We start from the raw sequence: 23787 nt of genomic DNA, 5'->3' as shown, positions 1-23787 counted from the left end.
TCAATAATGCAGGAGCTATTTAGGTCAGCGGATTTCGTTAGCATCCAGGTACACGGGAAATCCCCCGCCATGTCGCAAGCATCAGACCTACACGATCTGCAAAATTTTCGTGTCTCGAGAGTCTCTGGGCTCGCGGTCGGAGAAGGATTTGCGATCGAGTCCACAATTGCACTCCCCATTTCCTACCCCCTAACACTAGGTGAGTTTCAGGATGCGCTTGGCGAGTGGATGGCGATCGGTGAAGCGAATGCAGCCGATGAAAAGACATTTGTGGTCTTTGGCGATTCTTCTGGGTACTGCCCTATCTTCTACGCTGAGTCGGGAGACAACGTTATCGTTGCAGATACGTTCTTAGGGGTAGTGCATGGACTCAGGCAATTCGGCGCAACCCCCGAACTAGACGTGGCCCACTACACCGCAACTCTCTTTCCTGCGCATCCGCATTTCGACAATCCAAGTGTCCGCCGCACTATGTCCGCAAGCATTCGCATCCTAGGTATTGAAGAAGCGCTATTGATTCGGGACAGTGGACTACAAATTATTAGTCGGTCTGTCCTCTCACCTACGGTCAACTATTCTTATGAGAGTCTACTGGAGCGCGGGTCTCAACTTGTTCACAGCTCCATAAAGCAGCTGTCCGGGGTTGAAGGACTACAAAAGGTACTTTCTCTCTCAGGCGGCGTGGATTCGCGGCTCGTCCTATCTCTAATTTCGTCCTCAGGACAGACTGACGAGTTTCAACTTTCATCGGTAGATCCCCGAACTTGGAAGAACAAGAACACGCGCAAAGTCGTCGAACGAGATATTGCAATTGCTGACACCATCCGTACCAACCTTGGCCTGGATTGGGCTACTGTTGGCGACAGAGAATTCCTGCAGTTCGATTTTCAGGATTCGCTCAACTTTCACCAATCGTACAAGTCAAACTTTGCGCATTCATTCTCAGCTCCTCCGGGCCACACTATACAGTCTGATCTCAAGATTACTTTTAGAGGCGGTGGTGGAGAATTACTCCGGACCACGCTCACCGGCGAGAGAATCGCTGAACAGATACGAAACAGAGCTTGGAAGCCAAATGAACATTTGGGCTTCATAGACTGGTATATGTCTCGATTCCCCATGCTAAATCAAGAACGCCCTCTGGTTCAGGAATACATGGCTGAAACTTTCAGCAGAGTTTCTGGGGCATCCTTAACAGAAAAGCTTAACGAACTCTACCGGAACATCAGAAACCGTACGCATTTTGGGCATGTAAGGCAATCAGGAAGTTCAAATAATTACGCATTCCATCCACTTTCGAACCAACACTTTATCCGAGCTAGTCAAATGCTGGGATTCGAGGAAAGAGCGAATGGCAAAATCGTACGAGATCTGTACCACCTTAATGACCCTTCCCTCTTGGACCTCCCTTTTGAAAACTCTGACTCCACACAAGCAATAGCAAATCCTAAAGCACATGATGTTCAAATTTCGGACACCGCTTGGCAGAAACAAGTGGATCGTATAAAAGCGAATCGCAGTTCCTCAATTGCTCGCACTGGCTGGGCAAAGGATGAACGACTGATATGCGCTCCTTACGATAAAATCCTGTCCAGTCGTTCCTATACAGCACAAAGCATGAAGTTAATTGAAGATTTCGTGGAGCCCGATCTGAAACAAACTATACGGCGAATCAATACGCGGGCATTTGAACAGACGCAAATAGTTGCTTCACGTTTCCTGCCGTTAAGCACTAAGATTGCTTCAGCACTGGATGTTTTCCTTCCGTCACAAGCTAAAGGAAACCATGTACGGTTATTCACTTCTGAGCAAACCATTGATCAGAGTACTTCTATCTCCAAGGTCCGCGTTGACTTCCCAGTGAAAATACAAGACGGCTGGCATAATCATCCAACGCCTGAGTTCTCCCCAAACCTGGCAATTGACTCGGAAACCGTGACTGTATCTTTCGGAGGTTCCGACAAAAACGACATCGCTCCTGAGTTCGCTGTGTACCTTTACAAAAACAACCGACGGATTAATAAGGCTTGGTATAAAAAGGATACTGAAGTTTCGTTCCCTCTTGATGGTCCAGGAAACTACCACGCTCAGGTGTTCTATCGGATAAATTCTGCGCATCGTACGAGTCTTGGCATTAAGACAAATGAAGTCTTGATTGACTAATATGAGGCAAGAATCGCTAGACTTAACTGTCCCTATATCCTTAAAGTATAAGAGTCTGGCTATTAGCTAAGGATGCCGTATATGTGTAAAACAAACGAACTACCGCGGTCCCCAAAAGAAAGTTCTGCTGTTCAGCGACCAAGATCAGCAGCTCACAGTTCAGTCACCACGGTAAATGTCGTTCTGGTTGATGATCAACCCCTTAAGCAATTGCATGCCAGGGAAAATCTCGTCAACTACATAAACTCACTGTGGCAGCGACGCCATTTCATTTGGGCAGAAACCAAATCGAAATCTCTCTCCTCAGGAAACGGCACCTATCTCGGCTTAGCTTGGGTCCTGCTGGAGCCAATATTCCAAGTCGCTGTATATGCGATCGTGTTCGGACTGATTTTAAAAGTAAGCCGGGGCATGGACAACTTCATCGGGTTTTTGATGATTGGTGTCATCTTTTTCGGGTTCTTCACCGCAGGGATTACTTCTGGAGGAAATCTCATTCAAAGATCCAGAAACCTCATAAGTTCGTTCAATTTCCCAAAAGTATCGCTAGCCGTATCCTTGATACTTAGGCAGTTCATTGACCACATTATTCCGGCAATCGTAGCGATCATCGGAGCTCTCGCTTTTCAGTGGGAAAAGGGAATCAGCATATCGATTTTAGGAATCGTCCCAATCTACATCCTTGCTCACGTATTTGCGTTCGGTTGCATCTGTTTCGCTGCCCGTGCCAGTGCCTTCTTCCCCGATATCACGAAGATTCTTAGCCTCTTAAACCGTGCTCTGTTCTTTACTTCCGGGGTCTTCTTTACGATTGATCGATTCGAGACTCACCCCCTGCTCTCTACTTTTGTTGAGATAAACCCCATTTACCAGTTCCTTATGGCTGCGAGGACCTGCGTCATGGAAGGAGTATTCCCCAGTCTTGACGTGTGGGTCTATATTTCGGCCTGGTCTTTCGGCCTAGCGCTAGTAGGCTTCAGCTATTTCTGGCAAGCAGAGGAGCGATACATTGCCATCCGATAAGGTTGTAGTAGTAGCTCGAAACATCTCAAAAACCTACAAGGTCTATGGTAAAAATAAATCAATTTTTTCTGGGCGACGCAAACCAGTAAAGGCCCTTAAGGATGTTTCATTCGTCGCATATTCCGGGGAATGCATCGGAATCCTCGGTAAAAATGGTTCTGGGAAGAGTACCTTGCTAAGCATTATCGCGGGAAATGAAACTGCGACTAGTGGCTTAGTTCGCGTGTCAGCGGAGCCAACATTACTCGGAGTTTCTGCTGCCCTTCAGCCCAAATTGACTGGCCGAGAAAACGCCAAAATTGGCTTGCTTGCAATGGGATTAGAAGCAAAAGAAGTTGAAGGATTGATCGGCCCGGTGATTGAATGGGCTGAGCTTTCAGACGCCGCTGACAGACCTATGGAGACCTACTCCGCAGGTATGAAATCGCGATTAAAATTTGCGATCGCCACCGCAGTTAAACGGGAGATCCTAATGGTCGATGAAGCCCTCTCAACAGGCGACGCCACATTCGCTGAGAAAGCCCGTAAGCGAATGAATAGTTTCCTAGATGATGCCGGAACTGTATTTATTGTTTCGCACTCCGCCAGTACGATTCAAAAGCACTGCACCCGCGTGATCTGGTTATATGAAGGCACAGTGATTGCCGATGGACCTCCTAAAAAGATTCTTCGCAGTTATAAGCTTTGGACAAAAAGGCTTGCGTTGGGAAACACTGCGGACGCTCAACATGTCATCGATTATACGTCGCGTCGATATTCTAAGCCGCAGATTTACTTTGAGTCAGAATATCAAGATTTCAAGTATTCGATGAACCAGGGAAAAGGCGAAAACGCAAATCACGCGGAAAACATCGCATAAGCTAGACAAGAACAAAAGCACCTAAAAGGAGTCAGTTAGATGTCTCAAGTTGGACTTTCTGCGCATTCAATCGCAATCGAATCGTGCGCTTCAACCATTGATTTCGATCGGGATAAATCCATTGAGCCGGCTAGGTATACCGTCAAGAATATTTCTGGCATCGCTGCTTCCCCGGGTTTTAACCTCGATACCGATTTTACTCGTCGAGTCCCCCGGACAATTACCATCTCAGAATTTGCCGCAGCGTTAGGAGAATGGACTGCGGTAGCAGAACGCTCTGATGCGGATCACTCGGAGACTTCTGAGTTCCTTGTATTCAACGATGAGTTCGGATATTCTCCGCTCTTTTACGCACTTATTCCAGGTCAAAAGTTTATCGTTTCAGACTCATTTCAGGGTATTACCTACGAACTAATGAGAAACGGCGTCAATCCGACATTAGACCTTAATGCGTACATCACCACAATAATTACGAAGGATTCCAGATTCTCAAATCCTCTTGCTTGGCAGACTTCTGCCGTCGAGATTCGTCTACTTCCTCCGCACCTTGCAGTCCATGTGGCAGAACATTCAGTTACTATTATTGACAGGAAATCCCTGCTGAATAGCGACTCTTCTGACTCGACCGCACTGATTGACCAGGGAATTGAGTTTGTAACAGGAACGCTCAACCGTCTCGCTTTGAATGAAGACCACTCTCACTCACTTCTCCTTTCCGGGGGAGTTGATTCACGCGTCGTTCTCGCGCTCGTATTGGCGGCTGGGGTCGATGACACGTTCGCGATTCGTTCGAATGACCCACGACTCTATAAAAACAAATACAGCTATAAGGTATTCGAAGATGACTTTTTCATCAGCTACGCCATAGGAAAGCATTTTGGCCTCAACTGGCTTCCCCCTCGTTCTACTTCCAATTTGAAGACTAGCTTAGAAGAGGGTCTCTGGATTTCGAATACTACATCGTCAAACTTTTCTAATGCGTATCCAGCTACTGCGCACCACACCATTTATGCAACTCCAGAGATCTCATTGCGAGGCGGCGGTGGAGAACCAATAAAGGGTGCTGGTTTCTTAAGCTTGGCACAACAAGTTCAATCCTATAGCTCCAAAACCGGAGTTAGCAGTGAAGCTCCTTTCGCGCAGTTCCGAAAGTGGTTTGTCGATAATGCAATCATTGATTCCTCATTTGGCAGCACAGCGAATGAGTCTCTGAGTTCGGTTCAGCAATGGCTCCGCTCAGAAAGCTTCGATGACCTAATGCCTAGTTACTATCAGCATTGTAGGAATCGCACTCATTTTGGACATGCAAAATTCTCGGCGAGTACGAATCTATTCTCATTTCAGCCGCTATCAAATTCCTATTTTTATGCAGCTTCGGAAAAGTATCCGAATCCAGAACTCCGTAGCTATCAGATTGCCCGCCAAATTTTCGCCGCCACAGAGCCATCATTATTGGATTTCCCATTCGAAGATCCCGAGGCAACAGAGCTTTTAACAAATGGTGCGGGTAAGAATATCCCTAAAGATACCGATATCCTAGAATCCCATTTCAGCTCTGTTTCTAAACAAAAGCCAACTATCGAAGAAATTAATTTCTCCGGAACGACCCAGGAAACGATTCCTGCCGACAAAACTGCGGCATTAATTAGTATGTCTCGAACAATTGCGTATGAGATTGAAGAAGCATTTCCCGAGCACCGATCAAGCCTTAAATCCGTCCACAAGTCCGTATTTGAAGCGCTCGAGAAAGGGACTCTCAGCCCAAGTCTCACCGTTGCACGCATGATGTCCGCTCGTGACGTTTTCAACCCGTCATCTGAGCCTGGCGCTTCAATCAGCTATGAGTGCACGAAGAATCCCAGCTCTGGCTTAACTATCAGGGGAATTCGTGCATCGGATGCACTACCTAACCTGAAGGTGCCGGCTCTCCTGGCCAAACCTCCAGTTAATCTGAACCCCAAGGTCCAAATTAAGGATAACAAGCTCACTGTTGAAGCTAATCCCGCTACCTCACGTCCCGCTTCTCTCGAGTTTGCGTTCTATCTGCTAGAAGGAGGCAAGGCAGTGCAACGCACCTCGTATATGAATGAGCAATCCATGATTTTCGAAATTCCATCGGGTGGAACGCATTCCGCCTTCTCAGTTAAATGCTTCGCAAGACACCGTGGGGCGGTAGCACCATGTGCCATCACAACTGCGACAACGTAGAGACGGCTTGTTTATCCCCCATTCAAACTGCTTTGCGTATACAGAGTTTTAAGGCGCTGCGCATTCGCACGCCATGTCCTTGTGCTTACCCAATTCCTAGCTTTTTCACGCAAGTTATCTAGTTGTTGGTTCTCCGCCAAGAAGAGTTGAGCTATCGCATTTGCAAGCTCTTTTGGATTCTCAGCTGGAGCATACGCTGCATGGTCTCCAGTTACTTCCCTCAGTGCGGGGAGGTCTGAAGCAACGACTGGAACTCCATTCGCCTGCGCTAGCAATGTCTTAATTGGAGTAACTGTCCGGCAAACCTCTTGATCCTTACGAGGAACGGCAAAGACGTCGAGCGCGGCATACCACTTCCAAATCGTATCCGAAGGCTTTTTTCCTACGAAGTGCACTCTGTCGGTCAGCTCTAGGTGCTTGGTTAGAGCCTCCAGCTCAGGTCGCGCTTCTCCGTCGCCCACCATCAGGCAATGAACTTCGGGAAGCAACGCAACTGCTCTAATTAAGTCATCCAGACCTTCATACTGAACTAGAGAAGTTACTGAACCGACAATTTTCCAGTGTTTATCTAGTCCTAATTCATCCCTAATATCGAACTTTGAATATTCTCGACCGAGTTCCCTCGTAGACACAGCATTCGGGACAACTGCTATCTTGTTCTCATCTATCCCTTGCGCAATAGATTGTTTCTTCGACACTTGGCTCAGCTGGACAACTGCCGCTGCGTTCTCCATCGCTTCAAGCTCTTTTCGTTCGGCCGCGCGGTAAAATTCAGAGTGCTTGGCTTGGCTCTGTAAATTGTCTGGTCGCTTCGATAACCACGTCTTATGCAGCTCTCCTCGAGTTTCATAAATCCATGGAATTCCGAGAATCTCGGCGGCTCTAGATACCACAATCGCGTTTTTGAAGTCAGTTGTTGTATGCAAAATCGTCGCACTAAAATCGCGAGCTTCGCGAACCAACATTTCTACTGCCAGATCAGTCTGTTCCGACTTAAGTTTTGGATACTTGGTAGGAAGCAGTCGACTGTATTCGATACCATCAACTACGGTCTTTTCTTCAAGCGGGAAGGCGCCAATGACAACCGGATACCCTAAACGGGTCACCCCGCGAACATTTATGCCCTCGTTCTTTAATGAAGTCAAGAGTTGATGAGTTCGCTCTGTATAGCCTGATTGAGTGAAAGGCTTTGAGTTCGTTAGATAGAAAAGAACGTTTACGTCGCTCAGTTCCATCCTTCTTTCGAGCTGAGTGCTCTTCCTGATAGGCATTGCGAGCTCTTCAATTTGACGCCTTATTTTGCGTGCGCGAGATCTTCCGTGAATCCCACTCCTAGCGAAAAGGGCGGCGCTTTCTAATAGTTCACCGACTTCAAAAAGCTGTTCCGCTTTTCGGTTCGGCGTTGGAGATTTTATGGCGGGTACTGGTAGACCCTTACTCCTCATTTTCTGGCTAATCTTGATAAAGAGGTCATTGGGATCTTCCAAAAGGTGAACACCGAAAAGGCTTGTTGCCAAAGAGATTCGGCGGTACCCGCTTTTTAGTCGCGATCTGGTCATTAATTGCTTTCGAAGGTCTGAATAATTCGTTGCAATTCTTGAGGCGCGACTTCAGTACGCTCGACTTCAACCCAATTCGCTGCTTCAGCAGAAATATCCAAAAGCATTGGATCGTCAACCAATCTCATCCAGAGCTCTGCAAGCTCTCGTGGAGATTCAGGCGGAACCACATGTCCTGCCCGAAGCTCCTCCACAAGTTCCTTGGTCTCCCCTGCTGCAACTGTGCTGATATGAATCCCACAGGTCATCAGCTCATAAGTTTTCGATGGAACTGCTTGCTCCAATGGTGGCCAATCGGTCAAATGTACCAGCGCAGTATCCGCCCAAGCATAATGCTCAGTCAGATCCTCAGCTGCAATTCGGGAACTGAATTCTACTTTGATATCCAGCTTCTTTGCTACCCGGACGAGCTCCTGGCGTGCCGCTCCAGCACCCACAAAACGAAGGTTAACCACATAGCCTTCCTTCTCGGCGATAGCAGCAGCATGAATAGCATTAGTAAGATTCTGCGCGCGACCTAAAGTGCCCGCGTAAAGCACATTGAGCTCTTTTAACGAACTCTTACCACCCTTAGGGATATTCCGTTCCACCTCTTCGGGAAACACATTCCGAACAACTGAAATCGGCTTTGACTCACGCGACCCCTTCTCGGCAAACTGCTTACTGAGCGATTCCCCTAACTTGGAAGAAGTTACCATTAACGCGTCGGATTCTCGAAGGCTGAAGTTGATTGCACGCTTCGTTATGATCCCCAAAATTTGGACAGGTCCTCTCGACAGCAACTTTTCCCGTAACGAGGGCTCGCCCAACCCAGAATTCCACCGATCATGTTCACTGATCAAATCTGGCCAGGCGTCCCGAAGATCGATCACATAGGGGGCCTTGAAGCGCCTTGAAGCAACATACGTAACGACAGCTGTCGGCAAGGCAGGGACTGATCCAATAATAAGATCTGGCTTATATCCCTGTAAGATGCCAGGCTTTTTGAGAATGACCCATAGCGCAGCCGATGCGACAGCTGCTTGATTGAGAATCCGCTGAGTCAACGAACGTCCGGCCGGGAAAAAACCCGTCCGAACCACGGTCTGAGCATGATTAATCTCTTGATGTTCGGTACGGGCTCTAAAGGAGCCGGATTTCCACCACTCCGACAAACTAGGACTGCGGTTGTAGTGAGGAGGAGGCGCGATTACAGTCACGGAATGCCCTTCAGCCTCAAGAATGCTTGTCAGCCAAGACCAACGCCTCTGAGGCACTCCATTCTCTGGGGCCCAATACTGAGAAATAATCAAAATTTTCAACTCACGAGCCCCCTTCCTCTCTCATCCGCGCACTCCAATATCCATTAACGATATCATCATGAAAGTTTAAAGGATTCTTCAACCCCTGACTGCAACTACCAAAACTTGGCACAATTAGTACCGTACGTTCGACGCCAGTAACCGCCTTCGCAAGATTCGAAGGAAACAGCCCCTCAACTGGCGATTTGCCTTAATCCGACTAGATCTTATATAGTTATGTCTCGTTGCACAGAGAGGCCGCAAGGCTCCGGCGCAACCAATATTCCTCCATAGCTCAGTTGGCAGAGCATTCGACTGTTAATCGAAGGGTCACTGGTTCGAGCCCAGTTGGAGGAGCAAATTAACACCCCATTACCAGCATTAATAGTAATGGGGTGTTTCGTTTATGGTCCACGCCCATACACGGGTAAGGAGTATGTAAACAGATGTGTTTACTTAGGGCTATGGGGCTATGGGGCTATGTGACAATAGTGGTGTCTGGCGGCGTGTCGGGGCCTGGTCTTGGCGAAGGCGGGGAAGTTTCGGTTTAACTGCTAATTTGAAGAATTCCGAGCGAATCGCACACAAATCCACTTGGTACATATTGGTGAGAGAGCGGCCTCCGAATTGGCAGTGAGATGCTGCCGTCAATATGCGCAATGCCTGGATTCTTGCGGTTATACAGGGGCTACAGCGTCCAGGAGGAGTATTTTCGCTTACTTCAACGGTCGTAGCATCAGGAACGAAATTCAGCGGCATTAAACGCAACTAGACGATTTATAACCCGGCGAACACTATAAATCGCGAGTTTATACACTCCTACCAGGGAGAAGGGCAGAAACCATCCACAGATCTGTTTACTCACCCCTGATATAAGCCTTCTCTTGGTTTCAATTCCTATTTAAGGCTTTAAAACAAATAGCAGCGGCCCGAACCCGGCCACTGCTATCTAGTGCCTCTAGAAATTAGTCTGTGCTGCTTACAACCTCTTCGAACCGAGGAATCCGCTCTTCATTCTCCTCAGTTCTAGGCGAAAAATTTTCCGCGCGCTCCCCCAGTCCCAGAAGGGCGCCAATGGCTGCGACAGAGCGCTCAGCGCCTTTGCCATCACCGTATGGGTTTACAGCATTCGCCATAGCCTCAAATGCAGCCTTATCATCGAGAAGCAGTTTCGCTTCCGCCACGATCAGGGAGCGGTTCGTTCCGACAAGCTTGACGGTGCCGGCAACAACAGCCTCAGGACGCTCGGTGTTCTGTCGCATAACCAATACTGGCTTGCCCAGTGAAGGAGCTTCTTCCTGGACTCCGCCCGAGTCTGTAAGGATGATGGTTGCACGGCCTTGCAGCTTAGTAAACTGATCATATGGGAGTGGATCCGTGATGATGACGTTTTCTAAGCTCTCTACCTCTGGAAGGACCGCCTGACGTACGGCGGGATTCAGATGCAGTGGAAGCGCAAAGTAAATGTCAGGGTATGCAGTCGCAAGGTCTTGAACTGCACCGCCAATCTCCTTCATTGCATCCAGATTCTCACGTCGGTGGGTAGTAACAACCACCATGCGCTTATCGGATGCAGCGGCTTCCTGAAGCTTTGGATCCGCAAAAGTGGTATCCCAGCTGGCGGCTTCAAGCAAAGCATCGATCACCGTATTGCCCGTGACCACGATGTCTTTGGAACGGAAGTTCTCAATCCGAAGATTCTCCAGCGATCCCTCAGTTGGCGCGAGATGCAAGGAAGCTACCTGACCGATGATCTTGCGGTTTGCTTCCTCAGGGAATGGGGAGAAGATGTCACCAGTGCGCAAACCAGCTTCAAGGTGGACAACCTTGACACCGCGATGGAAGCCAGCCATCGCTGCAGCCATCGCAGTCGAAGTATCACCCTGAGAGATGATGGCATCTGGTTCCACCTCAGTAATGATTTCATCGAGGCCGGCAAGTGCACGGGAGACAATCTCATTAAGGCCCTGACCTGGCTTCATGAGTCCAAGATTATATGCTGGCTTAATACCGAACATCGTATTAACCTGCTCAAGCATTTCCTTATGCTGACCAGTAGACACCGCGATTGATTCGAAACGATCATCAGCTTCAAGCGCCTTGATGACTGGAGCCACCTTAATCGCTTCTGGGCGGGTGCCGTAGACCGTCATAACCTTTGGCTTGCTCATAATTCTCCTAACTAATCAGTTTAAAACTCATTACCATTCAACCATGCGATTCTGGCAGCGAATCAACAGTGACGTTTAAGCTTCAACAAATATGGCAGGTATGATGGCAATCCTACAATGTCGAGCGCCATTACACATGACCAGGAGTTACCAGTCGGGAGAATCGTGAGGTTATCGACTCACTGGATATTGCACTAATTGCGTTCGAGATTATTCTTGTCCCGGTTTGGATATGACGCCCGCAAAATCTGTCTGCGCGGTTGTCCTTTGAGTTTGATCCATGGCATGACTAGCCACAAAAAGTGCGGCTGAAGCTATTGCGGCTGAAGTTGCCTGAGGCAACAGAGATTCAAACTCCACGAAATTAAAACTATCGGAACAAACACCATCCTGGGAAGAATCTGGAATCAAATCGTTATAATTTACCCCTGTTCGGGAGAAGAACTGTCCGATCAGTTAAGTATTGAGCCTGGTACATTTCCGTGTGAGCGGGTATTCCTTTTGTTGCGTACCAATGTTCCGTGAAGGAACTTTTCGGTAGGCTTGGACAGTATCGTTTCGCATTAAATAAAAGGGAGTAAACGGAATACTATGTTTCAATTCGTAGTCGGTGCCGCTGCAGGTTACGTGCTAGGCACGAAGGCGGGCCGCAAGCGTTTTCACCAAATCAAGAATGCTTACGAAAAGACCATCAACTCCCCCGTCACCAAGAATGCACTCAATGCGACGCGCAAGACTATCGCGAATCGGCTGGATCCGGATCCCCGTATGAAGGAAATCAAGGATCTAAATCGAGGCAAGAAAAACAAGAACGACCAGACTAATGAGCCTGATCGTATCTATGAAGTCGACGAAGACTAGTAATCCGAACCCCCGCGGAAAGCGCGATTATTCAGCTCGCGGCGGGCTTGTTCCAGTGCGATGAGGTCTGCAAACAGGGAGTTATAAGTCGCTTCATCCTCTGATGGACGCATGCGACCTAGGCGAGCTTTCAGCTCCGCGATATGGTTGCCTACCTGAGTCTCCTGCAGGCGCGAGAGGACCATATCTGCGTAGTCCTCCATCGAGGTACCGGTTGGGAGAATCTCCTCCACTGCTAATTCAGAGACAAAGTTGCGGCCGGTTAGGTCGAGCATCTCACCGGCAACATTGGCAATCCATTCCACCGTTGGCTGCTGCGCGCCCTGGGCGGCGCCGCCGGCGGAGCTGATGGCTTTACGGACAATGCGGTAGGCATCATTAGAAAAAGCGTCCTCATCCACACCATCGAAGTAGGTGCCGGCAACATTGGGGTATTGCAAAGCCAACTTGAGAGCCTCACGCTGCGGCCACAGGTGTGTCTCTCGCGGTGATGGAGGATGAATCATCGGAGCAGGAGTTGCTGCTGCCTGCTCCTTATTGGACTCCGACAGAATGGTGCGGCGCGGTTCTTCCTTCTTCGGCTTCTTGGCCTCCGCTTTGACTTGTTGAAGGACTTCATCAGGGTCGGGCCAGCCGACCCAGCCCGCCAGGCGGCGGGCGTATTCGCGTTGCAGGGGTTCATCACGAATCTGAGCTACTACTGGGACCGCACGGCGTAGTGCTTGCAGGCGACCCTCCACGGTGTCCACGCGGTGCTCGGAGAGCACTGATTGGATGACGAACTCAAACATCGGAATGCGGTCAGCAATGAGGTCACGGACAGCGGCATCACCATTTTGTAGGCGAAGATCGCAGGGGTCCATGCCCTCAGGCGCAACGGCCACAAAGGACTGGCCGGTGAACTTCTGCTCACCTTCAAAGGCGCGCATGGCAGCCTTCTGTCCTGCTTCATCACCATCGAAGGTATAGATGAGCTCACCATGAAAGTAGGAGTCATCCAACATAAGGCGACGCAGCACCTGAAGGTGCTGACCGCCAAAGGCTGTGCCACAGGATGCGACGGCAGTGGTGACGCCGGCGGCATACATGGCCATGACATCGGTGTACCCCTCCACCACCACTGCTTGGTGCTGGGCGGCGATTTCACGCTTGGCCAAGTCAAGCCCGAAAAGGACCTTCGACTTGTTGTAGAGCATGGTCTCAGGGGTGTTCATGTACTTGCCCAGCTTGTCGTCATCGAAAAGCTTGCGGGCGCCGAAACCAATGACGTTGCCACTGAGGTCCTTGATAGGCCACAGTAGACGGCGGTGGAAACGGTCGATGGGACCACGCTTGCCCATCTTGGAAATACCGGCTGCTTCTAGCTCCTCAAAGCTAAAACCCTTGCGCAGCAGATGCTTCGTGGCAGTATCCCAACCTGCGGGCGCGTAGCCGCATTCGAATTTATAAATAATTTCCTGGCTAAATCCGCGGTCCAGTAGGAAGTTGCGCGCGGTAGCCGCCTCGGGGGTCTCTAACTGCTGACGATAGAACTCATGTGCAGCCTTGTTTGCTGCGACGAGGCGCTGCCGGGTGCCGGGCTTTTCATCGCGAGCGCCAGTGCTACCGCCCTGATAATTGATGTGGTAGCCAATTTTCTGCGCCACAGATTCCACTGCCTCAGGAAAAGAAACCTGTTCCATTTCCATGAGGAACTTAAAAACATCGCCGCCATTGCCCGTGGAGAAACAGTGATAATAGCCACGTTGCGGGCGCACGTGGAAAGACGGGGTCTTTTCTTCCTTGAAAGGCGACAGGCCCTTCAGGCTGTCGTAGCCAGCGGGCTTGAGCTGGACGTATTCACCAACGATTTCCTCGATGGGCGCGCGTTCACGGATCGCTTGGATATCGCTCTCCGGAATTCTGCCTCTTGCCATACCTAGAACCTTACCGTGTGGCACCAAATCGAGACTTTTAAGCGCTGACCGATTTCATTCTTAGTGCCCATGACTGCAACAATAAGGCCATGGCACAATCATCTGAGGATTCCACATCAGGTAATTCGGCATCACGCAAGAAGTCCCTTCCTGCAATTATTGGTGGCGCTGTTGTTGTTTTGGTCGCCGGTTACTTCGGCATTGACCTCTCCTCTTCTGACTCAGGAAATTCTAGTTCCGCGGAGACTTCTGCCGTCTCTGCTGATTCTGAAACCTGCGCGATGGACTCTTTGCCCCAGCAGGCAATTGAGACCCGCGATGACATTGTTGCCGGTGGTCCATATGACTATCCCGAAAATGACAACCGCCGTTTTGGAAATTACGAAGGCGTTCTGCCCGATGAGTCTTCTGATTTCTATCGCGAATACACCGTGGAAACCCCTGGCTTAGACCACCGTGGTGCGCGTCGTATCGTGACCGGCGGTGGCTCCGAAACTGACCCTGAAGTGTGGTACTACACCGATGACCATTATGAATCCTTCTGCGAGATCCCTGATGCCGAATAGACGCCGCATGCTCATTACGGACTGCATCACTACCCGCGAGGATTTCTACACAGCCCTTGATGGAGTTCGCTGCGACAATAATGTCCCGAGTCCACGCAACTTGGATGCGCTGGCAGACTTCCTCGTTGATGCGAAGATTGACCGCATCACGTGCGCTAACTGGGCAATGAATGATGCGGATGCCGCTGCTATTAGGCGCGTGCTCGATGACTTAGGCGTCAAGCTGTACCGCTAGCCCAGTCACCCTATTTTTCGTCTTCTTGTTTTACGTCTGCGGAGTTTTCTGGCGGATTGGGTGTTAACCCAAGTAACCAGAAAACGCTGCGGACGCTCGGGCAACGCGCTCGAGCCGCGACTCGGTCATGGACGCGATTTGGTCGATGATGACGCGTTGGCGTTGGGCGGGGGTCTCGGCTTGCTCCCACCACATGCGGAACATCGCGTCTAAGGTGCCCGGCGCGCCGGCGGTGAGGTAGTCGAATACTCGGTAGACGCGTTCGCGTTGGCGGTCTTGGCGGCGCAGATGCGCCGGGGTGTCCATGACGTAAAGCACCGCGATGGTTTTTAGCAGTCGGACTTCGGCTTCGGCGGCGTGTGGGACAATGAGCTGGCCGTGTTGGCGGCCGAGGGTCTCCCCCGATGCTTTAGTGGCGGCGACGGTGGCGCCGACATAACGGCCGACTAGTTCGGAGGTCATCTTCTTAAGCCCCACGTAGCTGGTCAGTGTGTAGTCAAAGCGCTGATTGGAGACAATCGGGAGCTGGCGCAGCGAATCGGCTGCGTCGAGGAGCTCTTCGGCGGTGCCGCCGAAGGCTTTCGCGCCTTTATCGGCCAGGTTGGCTAGTTCAACCAGATCCCACAGAACGTTGAGTGAGATACGCCCGGAGACGATTCCGTCTTCCACGTCGTGGACGGAATAGGCGATGTCATCGGACCAGTCCATCGCTTGGGCTTCCATGGAGGGGCGCTCATCATCGTGGCCCTCACGCAGCCAAGTGAGGATGTGGGAGTCCTCGTCGTAGGCGCCGTATTTGCGGTTTATGGAGCCATCTGGGTTGGTCTTTGCACGCGGGTATTTGCAGGCTGCGTCCAACGCGGCGCGGGTGAGATTGAGCCCCACCGAATCGCCGTTGTCATCGATGATTTTAGGTTCCAGGCGGGTAAGAATGCGAAGGGTCTGCGCGTTGCCTTCAAAGCCGCCGCAGTCAGCAGCCACGTCGTTGAGGGCGTTCTCCCCATTGTGACCGTAGGGCGGGTGGCCAATATCGTGGGTCAGCCCAGCCATCTCACACAGGTCGGGGTCGAGGCCTAAGCCGGCACCAATGCCGCGGGCAATTTGGGCGACTTCCAAGGAGTGCGTCAGGCGAGTACGTGGGGTATCTCCATCTTGAGGGCCAACTACTTGGGTTTTATCCGCCAGGCGGCGCAAGGCAGCTGAGTGCAGCACGCGGGCACGGTCGCGGGAGAAGGCACCGCGGTCATCGGAATCAGACGAGACAAAGGTGGAGCCTTTGGGCGTCTCATCAAAGATCCGGGTGGTATCACTTGAGGTATAGGAATACATTGGCTTCTATTCTAAGCCGTTCTCGCTGCTATGTGCGGGTTTACTCACTGCGTTTGTTGTCTCATGTTCTAATGCCTTCTGGCTTTTACTCATGATTTGCTGCGTATCTTCTCCTACTCATGGTTTGCTGAGTTTTGACGAAGCAAACCATGACGGGTCTTGAAGCGCGGCCGAATAAGCGCTTCGACGTTGTAGAGCAGTCCCCGGATCTTTAAGCCCACTTGTTTGCCAAAGATGGCACTTAGTGCCACGACCACTAGGCCGCCTGCTTCATGGGCCAGTCCTCCCCACCATTCTTTCTGGGGAAAGTAGTAGGGACATGTGCGTGCGCCTTTGACCTTTGGTGACCAGCCAAGCTGGTTCGCTATGGCTTTCGCGCGCAGCGTGTGGAGGGGATCGGTGATGAGGTATGAGGGGGCTTCGGAAAGCAATGGATGCTCTTTGAGCACTGCCTCGAGTGAGCCGACGGTGTCATTGCCTTTGGCAACCGCGTGGACTTTTTCTTCATCCACCTGGTGGTCAATGAGATAGGACTTGGCTACGCCAGCTTCAGTAAACCTATCCCCTGGCATATTCGCGCCCAGGGTAAAGAAGTGGATATCTTTGTCTGGGTGCTCGACTGCAATAGCTAATGCTTCATCTAGGCGCGCGGCAAGAACCTTTGATGCCCGGCCATCATATTGGGAGGCGCCTAAGACCACGATTGCTATATCCATGGAAGACAAGCTTATCTGAGCTGACCGGGCACGGTTTAATTACTGAACCGTGTTCTTCTTAGCATTATTGGCAAATTTACGATTGGAGTTTCGGACGGTTTTGGTGACGTAGCGGCCAGTCACTGGGCTGCGTCGAACATTTCCAGCTACGCGGTAAACGCCATTTCCAAGATCTTTAACTACTCGCGCTGAACCCTTCATAGTCATCGTTCCTCCTTCATAAATTACTTTAAGTCTACCCCCCATTAGCCGAGTCTGACGCTATCCTCCAACCTTTGTCCCCATTCATCGACCATTTCAAGAACTTTTTCTTCCCAAGTGAGCATTGTTTCCAGATAAACTTCTCTTTTGTCGGGCAGACCAATCGTCAATACGGCGCTTGAAACAAGATGGTGTCTGGGCACGGCCACCCGGACAGGAACAGCAAGTACAGAACGCCAGCGTCGCGTTGGACTTTCAGGAAGTTCTTCAAATAGCTGGGAGTCCTCCCCTAACGCCATTCCCGCTATCCAATCGCTGTCATGTCCCGTCGAAATTCTGCGAAGTGTTGCCAGATCCCGATAGATCCTGTCTTGAGAGGCCCATCTGACAAGTTCACCTTGTCCATTTGACATCCACAGCGTCAGATCGATGTTTTCCACTCCAATTTCGCGCTTGAGCATAGCTGCGTCGCTAGATAATAAGTTCACATAATTCGCCTGCAATTCATGGAACTGCATTTGATGCTCGTCCCAAATCATTTGGCACCTCTCCTGAGGAGCGAGATAACCATCATTATTGATATGGCGAAGCTCGCGAATGATTTGAGCTGCATCGGAATGGTCCTGCAATAGTACCGGTTGTAATCCAATTGCTTTCCACTGATCACTAAGCGGGCGCTTCAACTGGTCAAAGTCCTCTTTGGAAACTTCAAAGCCTTCTCTAGCCAATAGCACGAAGGCCTTGTGCCCCTCCGGCTTCTCCAGTAACGCCTTGTGAAGCCACTGGCGAAGATCAGGATCTCTATAGGACGTTCCCGCAATGATCAGTGCTCCACGCTTGACAGCTTTCTCTAGGTAACTCACCTGCCACGAGTTGCGCCGTTCTATTAGCGTTGTGAAATCCCTAATGGTTAGTACTACGTCTTGAATCTCTTTAGGCGTAATTATCCCATGTAAATGATGCACAGATGGGCTTGAATTATTCTCCCATCTGTCGGTGATAGAGGATACCGTTTCGCCCGTAGCATCTTGGAGCACTTGCTCAATGAGCGTGTCGAAATTCAGTGTAATCAGGCTAGTCTTTTCTGGTTGCTCCAAATAGTGCCCGACAGTCTCCTCATGCAATGGAGAGGGAACTAGTGATTCGCCCACAGAAATCCCCGAGTATAGAGCTCGGCGCAAAAGTCGTTCCCATTCAGAATCACATTCAGCCGCATCCCGTGCAGCCTCGACGACAATCATTGGGTCTTGGCGGGATAGAAGCGTTCTTGCAGTTTGTTCGTCCGCAGAGCCGCTTGAAGTTAAAAGGCGAATTGCAAAGTCATCCCAGCTAGGTAGTCCGGAGAGCACCGATGCTCCCGCTCCCAGCAAGATGGTCGAATGATTTTCGACTCCAGAATTGCGAAATTGATTCATCGTCGAAGCATCTAAGTCAGAGGCACTCATAGTTGTAATTTTGCCATGGAATCCAAAGCCATAGGAGTCAGTTCCACGTCAGCAGGCTTTCCGCCGCCAGGACCCCACCGGTCTACTAGAACACCGGTAGGATTGGCGATTATGAACAAGCGAGCGCGTATTGGCCATATCTTGTGCACGGGACTTTTTGCTACGGCGATTGGCGGTGTCAGTGCGGCACCGGCACTAGCGGTGAGCACCGATATTGTGGCGCAGGCGGTGACGGAGATTTCTGACCGCGTCACGGATACCGCGGACGTGTTGAGCTCTTCTGAGGAAGCGGAGTTAAGCGATAAGATTACGCAGCTGCAGCAAGAAGAGCAGCTCATGCTGCACGTGGTGCTCACCAATGACATGGATGGCATGAGCGCTGAGGAGTACGCGGGCGCGCTGGTATCTGAGAAGGGCCCGAATTCCGCGGCGTATGTCGTGGATGTGGAAGGCCGCCAGATGGGCGTACAGACTGGTGAGCAGTGGCCGCAGGGTCGTTTGGATTCGATGTATGACGCCGCCTATCCGCACCTAGCGTCTGATGATTGGGGCGCATCAGCGCTAGCGCTTACCGATGCCGCCTTGGGTTCCAGTGGCAACAGCGGCGCATGGTTGGCGGGCGCCGGCGGTGTCGCGGTGGTAGCTGGTGGCGGTATCTGGGCGTATACGCGTAAGCGCTCGAAGAAGGAATCCGCGGAAGTACTGTCTTCTGCTCGTGAGATTGAGCCGACCGATATACGCCGTCTTAACTCCTTGGACTTGGAAACGTTGGATGCGCTGGCGCATGAGGAACTGGTCAGCACCGATGAGTCCATCCGCCGCGGCAAGGAAGAACTGGACATCGCCATGGCTGAGTTCGGTCCGGAGCGCACCCGTTCCTTTACCCGCGCGATGAACCACTCCACCACTACCCTGCAGAAGGCATTCAACATCCGCCAGCGTCTGGATGATTCCATTCCAGAGTCTCCAGAGCAACGCCGCGCGATGCTGGTGGAGATTATCTCCACCTGTGGACAGGCCGATGATGCGTTGGACGCACAGGCCGCTGAGTTCGCTGAAATGCGCAACCTTCTGGTCAACGCAGACTCTAAGTTAGATGAGCTGACTCAGCGTACGGTGGATGTGCGTGCACGTCTGCCACATGCTGAGGAGACCCTGCGTGAGCTACAAGCAGAATTCAGTGAAGAGATGCTGCAGTCAATCGAAGATAATGCTGAGCTCGCGTCCGCATCTTTAGACGAGGCAGAGAAGGACTTGTCTGCAGCACGTGAGATTCAGGCTCGTCCAGCCGGCGAGCAAGGTGGCTTGGTTACGTACATCCGCGATGCTGAGCATGCCTTGGAGGTCTCCGATCGTAATCTGACGGGTGTGGAGCATGCCCGCGGCAATATTGCTGATGCAAAAGCCAGCCTGCCGGCACTCATTGACGAAGTCGAGGGTGAAATCCAAGAAGCAGGCCAAATTAAGCAACAGGGTCGCTCCCAGGGCACGGATGCTGATTGGCAGGCACTTGATGACGTAGTTGCGCGTGCGCAGGCTGCTGTTGGCGTGGCACGCGAGCAGGGTGCTTCTGACCCACTGGGGCAGCATACTGCACTAGTGACCATTGATACTGAGCTGGATGACCAGCTGGATACCGTGCGTGAGCAAACCTCCACCCATGCGCGTCAGCTGGAGCAATTTGCTAAGCAAATTCAGTCCGCGTCCACGCAGATTCAGGCGGCGGAGGACATTGTGTCTTCCCGAGGTCGAATCGTGGGCTCTGGTGCACGTACTGCCCTGGCGGATGCCAAGCACCTGCACGCGCAGGCACTCAACTCCCGCGACCGTGATATCCGCGCGGCGATTGATTATGCGCGCCAGGCCACCAACGCGGCGAAGACGGCAGCGGATCGTGCCCGCGATGACTACAACAATTACCGTCGTCAACAGCAGCGCCAGCACGCCTCTAACTCAGCCGGCAACATCATCACCGGCATGGTCATCGGACAAATCCTCGGCGGCGGTGGCGGATTCGGTGGCGGTTTCGGCGGAGGCGGAGGCTTCTCCGGTGGTGGCGGAGGCGGTGGCTTCCGCGGCGGCTCTTTCTAAAGCTGCTGCAACTTGGATTTACTGGGCAACTCCGACCTTTAGCCTTGAGTAGCCCAGTTTTCTATTCAGAATCACTTTCGCTTTCCACCGCCTGTCCCCCTTTCAATTTGGATGTTGAAATTGAACTAAGGTTGTTCACGGTCGTAGCAGAATAGGAATCACTCTTTACAGCGGACGGCAGACCCGTTGTACGAAGCAAACTACTTATCAGATTTCTTGTTCCAGAAACTATCAACATGCACCACTTGGGAGATGAGCCCGTCGCATGCACTCCGTACGTTTAGCATGTCAGTTCGCGTTGCATCATTCCTCGCCGGCCATCAGCGGACGATACAGTAAGACTTTCTTCAGATACGGAATCTGAATATCCAAGGATATCTACCGGGTGAGTCAGAAAATACGCCTGTAGACCGCTTTAAACTAAGATTCTTTCAATCATCGTGCTTCTTTCTCCGCTTCAAGTTCTTGAACGTGCATCTTAAGATTTTCACGATAGAACTGGTAGCGCTGGTGATGCTTGAGAGCGTCAGAGATCTCCTCATCTCTAAACCCTGCATGCGACAATAGGCACAATCTCAGCACCCAATTCGCAGACGATTCGACTATCAACCAATTGTAGAACTGCTCATTGAACGACCGAACCGTATTGTGATGGGAAAGATCATTACGAACATTTTTGACCATCTTCTTCCATTCCACAACAGGATCGGTAATATCTGGCGAAATTCGCGTCGCAATACTGTGTAGGTGATCGGCTCGGTCGGCGTAGTGTATTTCTTCTGGGTCAACGATTCGCTTATGCATCCCCTCAATCAGTGAACATGTCACAAGGCACTTGACCTGTATAGCCGCGTCTTTAACTGGCCATGCGACAGCGGCAGCAAGACCATCCATATATTTCTCAATCTCAAGCCACCTTACAATCCTCTCCAACGTAACTGCTGACGGAGGAAGTAGGTTGTGAGGATCCGGACTGGAGCTCTTGGTAGCATTCAGCTTTCGCGTCTTAACTTCGAGCCAGGTTTCCTTGTTCCGTTCGCGAACCTGGACACGGTGCGGTGCAACTTCGACATCAACCGCGAGCTTCATAAGCGTCAACATCGATTGAACTACACGAGCAGCCGATCTTATATCCAGGTCAGTTGAAGAATTGAATTCCAACCACACCGAACCATCTTCATTGCGTTTACATCTAACCTCGCCTATTTCGCTTTTCACACTACCGAAATCCGGCAGATGCCTCCACCATGCAGGGCTGTCGAGAATCAGCCGAACGGCATTAAGTTTCTCAGCATTGCCTTCTGGAAGATGCGCCCCCACGACTAGGGTGAAAGGATCCCAGACCTGACTGAAAATTGCCGCCATGTTCATAAAGTTCCCCGGTGGATGCTGCAAGTAGGAGTCAATACACGTGACACTACCTACCTCAGTTTCACCAAACAACATACGTGGAACACTATCTTGAACTATCAACGCAGGGTCGCCACTGGTAGTCATTGAAACCTCGTTGTTAGCAACCTGAATAGGATTTGCCAACTCCTCGATGACACGATTTCTTAGAGTAACTCTTGCCTTGGCGCCTGGCTCCCAAAACAGTGTTCCCTGAACTCGCCTATCGGACTGGTTCGGTATCCAGAATTCTCCAGTTGTCTGTATTGAATCCATGTAGCCAACTTATCAATATGGACTTACTCCCGAGCACAGAATCGTCGAGAGAAAAAGGATAGTGCCTGGAAATCCTTCCCTTTTCAGCGACATTTGCTTTTACCAATTTTGTTGGCGCATCAGTCGAGCCCAACACCATGAGAAGTGCTGAGACCCTTGCGAGGTGGACTACGAAGTTAGCAATTCGTCTTGAATTTGCACCGAGCCGGAACATCCTAAAACGAGTCGTCCGACGCTGCCGTCGCCCATTGTTTGCTGTTAAATTCTGTAGGACGTTTAGCCGCATTGGCTCATTTACTGCAGCTTCTGCTGCCTTGCTAATTATGAAAGTTTCACTCTGATTCATGAGTGATCAATGGCGTTATTGGCCTAATGCGCAGAATTATATTCTTAATCGCATTATCGGCGTTGAACTACGTGCTTGTCGCTGTTTTAGTTGGAGAAACGGCCGCGACGTCAATTTCTAAATCCGGGTGTTGTCGCGTACGCCCTGGCCGTCTATCAGCACGCAGCCATAGGACAGGAATACTGCATCGAAGAAGGGTACTTCCTCGGCTTGCGCGGATGCCGAGGTGACCGTTAGCGTGCCATCGCCGCGCGGGCGGGTGCGCAGCACCTGGCCCATGTCATTAGAAATGACCCTTTCCTTGCGGAAAGGGTTGGTGCGCTGCAGCTTGTAGCGCTTGTGATCGCAATCTGCGGACAAGATATTGACTGTGAATGAAGCCTGCCCCATCGTGTACAGGTTGCCCTTGGATGAGGTGGCGCGCAGGCGAAAGCGTGGGGCGCCGATGTTGTGTTCAATCAGCAGGTTTTGGCGAGCCACAGAAATAACATCAGCGCGAACGCTGGCTAATACTTGATCACTGGAGTCACGAAGCACGCCGTCTTTCCAGCGCCACACTTCCCCACTCAGATCAATACTGGTATTAAAAATTCCTGCTTTATCGGCCACACTTCATTACTTTAAGTTAGGAACGCAACTACTGCGACCGCAGAGGCCAAAATCAGGGTAACAATCATCGCAATTGAAGACTTCTTCAAGCGATTTTCCAGAATAAGACGTGCAAACCACGACAATGCGGCGATTTCTTCCACGGTGAGCTCGACTTTTCCTTCATGCATAAATTCCAGGTTTGCGGTGCGCACGCCATTGCCCTTGCCGCTGAATTGTGCGACGAATTCACCGTTGACGTCATCGATGATCCAGTCATTGGACTGCTCATTGATGATGGTGAAGGTGCGGCCGTCCAGGGAGACATCGAGCTTCTTATCCTTATTCAGGTCCCCGGAGATGCGGAATACGCGGTCATCTGGCGTGGTGGCAGAAGCCCCCAGCTTCATGTCCACGCTCAAGCGCCAGAAGTCACCATCGATATCAGCTGAGGTGGATGAGAACTTACCAATCTCTTCTGGACCATCTTCGATCTTCAAGATTGGATTGTCTCGGTCACTGCGATCCCAGCTGGTGTATTTCATGACTACATAGTCTAATGCGC

At 51.0% G+C, this 23787-nt stretch carries 19 protein-coding genes and 1 tRNA gene; 9 read left to right on the top strand and 11 right to left on the bottom strand.

Going from position 1 to position 23787, the window contains the following annotated elements; genetic code table 11:
* Positions 1 to 6 precede the first annotated feature (6 nt).
* From ACG98I_RS04750 to ACG98I_RS04735, 4 genes are all read left to right on the top strand, one after another.
* Complete coding sequence (locus ACG98I_RS04750; RefSeq protein ID WP_394718805.1) at positions 7 to 2163, top strand: hypothetical protein; 2157 nt, start codon at positions 7 to 9, stop codon at positions 2161 to 2163.
* An 81-nt stretch (positions 2164 to 2244) separates the two neighbouring features.
* Positions 2245 to 3186 (top strand): ABC transporter permease, encoded by a 942-nt coding sequence (locus ACG98I_RS04745; RefSeq protein WP_394718803.1) that lies wholly within the window; start codon positions 2245 to 2247, stop codon positions 3184 to 3186.
* Positions 3173 to 4045 (top strand): ABC transporter ATP-binding protein, encoded by an 873-nt coding sequence (locus ACG98I_RS04740; RefSeq protein WP_394718802.1) that lies wholly within the window; start codon positions 3173 to 3175, stop codon positions 4043 to 4045. The genes ACG98I_RS04745 and ACG98I_RS04740 overlap by 14 nt, the downstream gene beginning before the upstream one ends.
* Before the next feature lie 39 nt (positions 4046 to 4084).
* Positions 4085 to 6253: a hypothetical protein gene (locus tag ACG98I_RS04735; protein ID WP_394718800.1), complete on the top strand. Its 2169-nt coding sequence runs from the start codon at positions 4085 to 4087 to the stop codon at positions 6251 to 6253.
* 11 nt (positions 6254 to 6264) lie between these two features.
* On the opposite strand, the gene ACG98I_RS04730 is transcribed toward ACG98I_RS04735, so the two are convergent.
* Both ACG98I_RS04730 and ACG98I_RS04725 read right to left on the bottom strand, forming a co-directional pair.
* Positions 6265 to 7812: a glycosyltransferase family 4 protein gene (locus ACG98I_RS04730; protein ID WP_394732533.1), complete on the bottom strand. Its 1548-nt coding sequence runs from the start codon at positions 7810 to 7812 to the stop codon at positions 6265 to 6267.
* A complete protein-coding gene (locus ACG98I_RS04725) occupies positions 7812 to 9068 on the bottom strand; it encodes a glycosyltransferase family 4 protein (protein ID WP_394718843.1) in 1257 nt (418 codons plus the stop codon). The genes ACG98I_RS04730 and ACG98I_RS04725 overlap by 1 nt, the downstream gene beginning before the upstream one ends.
* A gap of 308 nt (positions 9069 to 9376) precedes the next feature.
* Between ACG98I_RS04725 and ACG98I_RS04720 the strand changes: the two genes are divergently transcribed.
* Positions 9377 to 9449: transfer RNA gene (locus ACG98I_RS04720), tRNA-Asn, on the top strand.
* A 608-nt stretch (positions 9450 to 10057) separates the two neighbouring features.
* Here ACG98I_RS04720 and wecB read toward each other — a convergent pair.
* Complete coding sequence (gene wecB / locus ACG98I_RS04715; protein ID WP_394718796.1) at positions 10058 to 11263, bottom strand: non-hydrolyzing UDP-N-acetylglucosamine 2-epimerase; 1206 nt, start codon at positions 11261 to 11263, stop codon at positions 10058 to 10060.
* Between the two features lie 591 nt (positions 11264 to 11854).
* Between wecB and ACG98I_RS04710 the strand changes: the two genes are divergently transcribed.
* Positions 11855 to 12124, top strand: a complete 270-nt coding sequence (locus tag ACG98I_RS04710) for a hypothetical protein (protein WP_394718794.1) — start codon at positions 11855 to 11857, stop codon at positions 12122 to 12124.
* Here the strand turns inward: ACG98I_RS04710 and dnaG are convergent.
* Entirely contained in the window at positions 12121 to 14040 is a 1920-nt protein-coding gene (dnaG, locus tag ACG98I_RS04705; RefSeq protein ID WP_394718792.1) for a DNA primase, read from the bottom strand. The two genes, ACG98I_RS04710 and dnaG, sit on opposite strands and share 4 nt — an antisense overlap.
* Before the next feature lie 89 nt (positions 14041 to 14129).
* Between dnaG and ACG98I_RS04700 the strand changes: the two genes are divergently transcribed.
* Both ACG98I_RS04700 and ACG98I_RS04695 read left to right on the top strand, forming a co-directional pair.
* A complete protein-coding gene (locus ACG98I_RS04700) occupies positions 14130 to 14606 on the top strand; it encodes a ribonuclease domain-containing protein (RefSeq protein ID WP_394718790.1) in 477 nt (158 codons plus the stop codon).
* The gene (locus ACG98I_RS04695; protein ID WP_394718788.1) at positions 14596 to 14841 is read left to right on the top strand and encodes a hypothetical protein; all 246 of its coding nucleotides are present in this window, start codon (positions 14596 to 14598) and stop codon (positions 14839 to 14841) included. The genes ACG98I_RS04700 and ACG98I_RS04695 overlap by 11 nt, the downstream gene beginning before the upstream one ends.
* A gap of 63 nt (positions 14842 to 14904) precedes the next feature.
* Here the strand turns inward: ACG98I_RS04695 and ACG98I_RS04690 are convergent, their stop codons facing one another.
* The 4 genes from ACG98I_RS04690 to ACG98I_RS04675 form a co-directional block, all read right to left on the bottom strand.
* Complete coding sequence (locus ACG98I_RS04690) at positions 14905 to 16170, bottom strand: deoxyguanosinetriphosphate triphosphohydrolase (RefSeq protein WP_394718786.1); 1266 nt, start codon at positions 16168 to 16170, stop codon at positions 14905 to 14907.
* 113 nt (positions 16171 to 16283) lie between these two features.
* Positions 16284 to 16886 carry a YdcF family protein gene (locus ACG98I_RS04685; protein ID WP_394718784.1) on the bottom strand — a complete coding sequence of 201 codons (603 nt, stop codon included), beginning with the start codon at positions 16884 to 16886 and terminating at the stop codon, positions 16284 to 16286.
* A 39-nt stretch (positions 16887 to 16925) separates the two neighbouring features.
* Positions 16926 to 17093, bottom strand: coding sequence for a hypothetical protein (locus ACG98I_RS04680; RefSeq protein WP_394718782.1), 168 nt, complete (start codon positions 17091 to 17093; stop codon positions 16926 to 16928).
* Between the two features lie 38 nt (positions 17094 to 17131).
* Positions 17132 to 18532, bottom strand: a complete 1401-nt coding sequence (locus ACG98I_RS04675; protein WP_394718780.1) for an SIR2 family protein — start codon at positions 18530 to 18532, stop codon at positions 17132 to 17134.
* Positions 18533 to 18643: 111 nt separating this feature from the next.
* Here ACG98I_RS04675 and ACG98I_RS04670 point away from each other — a divergent pair, with 111 nt between their 5' ends.
* Positions 18644 to 20623, top strand: coding sequence for a TPM domain-containing protein (locus ACG98I_RS04670; protein WP_394718778.1), 1980 nt, complete (start codon positions 18644 to 18646; stop codon positions 20621 to 20623).
* A gap of 435 nt (positions 20624 to 21058) precedes the next feature.
* Here ACG98I_RS04670 and ACG98I_RS04665 read toward each other — a convergent pair whose 3' ends face one another.
* From ACG98I_RS04665 to ACG98I_RS04655, 3 genes are all read right to left on the bottom strand, one after another.
* Complete coding sequence (locus ACG98I_RS04665) at positions 21059 to 22288, bottom strand: hypothetical protein (RefSeq protein ID WP_394718776.1); 1230 nt, start codon at positions 22286 to 22288, stop codon at positions 21059 to 21061.
* Positions 22289 to 22751: 463 nt separating this feature from the next.
* The gene (locus tag ACG98I_RS04660; protein WP_394718774.1) at positions 22752 to 23243 is read right to left on the bottom strand and encodes a hypothetical protein; all 492 of its coding nucleotides are present in this window, start codon (positions 23241 to 23243) and stop codon (positions 22752 to 22754) included.
* 11 nt (positions 23244 to 23254) lie between these two features.
* Positions 23255 to 23767, bottom strand: coding sequence for a hypothetical protein (locus tag ACG98I_RS04655; protein WP_394718772.1), 513 nt, complete (start codon positions 23765 to 23767; stop codon positions 23255 to 23257).
* Positions 23768 to 23787: the final 20 nt, after the last annotated feature.

Source organism: Corynebacterium sp. L4757 (genome assembly GCF_043673995.1).
GTDB lineage: Bacteria > Actinomycetota > Actinomycetes > Mycobacteriales > Mycobacteriaceae > Corynebacterium.
Note: the sequence above shows the minus strand (reverse complement) of the source record. Positions and strands in the feature narration are given on the sequence as shown.

What these genes read in the sequence shown, in the direction of transcription:
- ACG98I_RS04675 (WP_394718780.1), bottom strand. Translation starts at nt 18,532, where the DNA reads ATGAGTGCCTCTGACTTAGATGCTTCGACGATGAATCAATTTCGCAAT.
- ACG98I_RS04745 (WP_394718803.1), top strand. Translation starts at nt 2,245, where the DNA reads ATGTGTAAAACAAACGAACTACCGCGGTCCCCAAAAGAAAGTTCTGCT.
- ACG98I_RS04665 (WP_394718776.1), bottom strand. Translation starts at nt 22,288, where the DNA reads ATGGATTCAATACAGACAACTGGAGAATTCTGGATACCGAACCAGTCC.
- ACG98I_RS04735 (WP_394718800.1), top strand. Translation starts at nt 4,085, where the DNA reads ATGTCTCAAGTTGGACTTTCTGCGCATTCAATCGCAATCGAATCGTGC.
- ACG98I_RS04700 (WP_394718790.1), top strand. Translation starts at nt 14,130, where the DNA reads ATGGCACAATCATCTGAGGATTCCACATCAGGTAATTCGGCATCACGC.
- ACG98I_RS04710 (WP_394718794.1), top strand. Translation starts at nt 11,855, where the DNA reads ATGTTTCAATTCGTAGTCGGTGCCGCTGCAGGTTACGTGCTAGGCACG.
- ACG98I_RS04680 (WP_394718782.1), bottom strand. Translation starts at nt 17,093, where the DNA reads ATGACTATGAAGGGTTCAGCGCGAGTAGTTAAAGATCTTGGAAATGGC.
- wecB (WP_394718796.1), bottom strand. Translation starts at nt 11,263, where the DNA reads ATGAGCAAGCCAAAGGTTATGACGGTCTACGGCACCCGCCCAGAAGCG.
- ACG98I_RS04750 (WP_394718805.1), top strand. Translation starts at nt 7, where the DNA reads ATGCAGGAGCTATTTAGGTCAGCGGATTTCGTTAGCATCCAGGTACAC.
- ACG98I_RS04695 (WP_394718788.1), top strand. Translation starts at nt 14,596, where the DNA reads ATGCCGAATAGACGCCGCATGCTCATTACGGACTGCATCACTACCCGC.
- ACG98I_RS04690 (WP_394718786.1), bottom strand. Translation starts at nt 16,170, where the DNA reads ATGTATTCCTATACCTCAAGTGATACCACCCGGATCTTTGATGAGACG.
- ACG98I_RS04730 (WP_394732533.1), bottom strand. Translation starts at nt 7,812, where the DNA reads ATGACCAGATCGCGACTAAAAAGCGGGTACCGCCGAATCTCTTTGGCA.
- ACG98I_RS04685 (WP_394718784.1), bottom strand. Translation starts at nt 16,886, where the DNA reads ATGGATATAGCAATCGTGGTCTTAGGCGCCTCCCAATATGATGGCCGG.
- ACG98I_RS04670 (WP_394718778.1), top strand. Translation starts at nt 18,644, where the DNA reads ATGAACAAGCGAGCGCGTATTGGCCATATCTTGTGCACGGGACTTTTT.
- dnaG (WP_394718792.1), bottom strand. Translation starts at nt 14,040, where the DNA reads ATGGCAAGAGGCAGAATTCCGGAGAGCGATATCCAAGCGATCCGTGAA.
- ACG98I_RS04655 (WP_394718772.1), bottom strand. Translation starts at nt 23,767, where the DNA reads ATGAAATACACCAGCTGGGATCGCAGTGACCGAGACAATCCAATCTTG.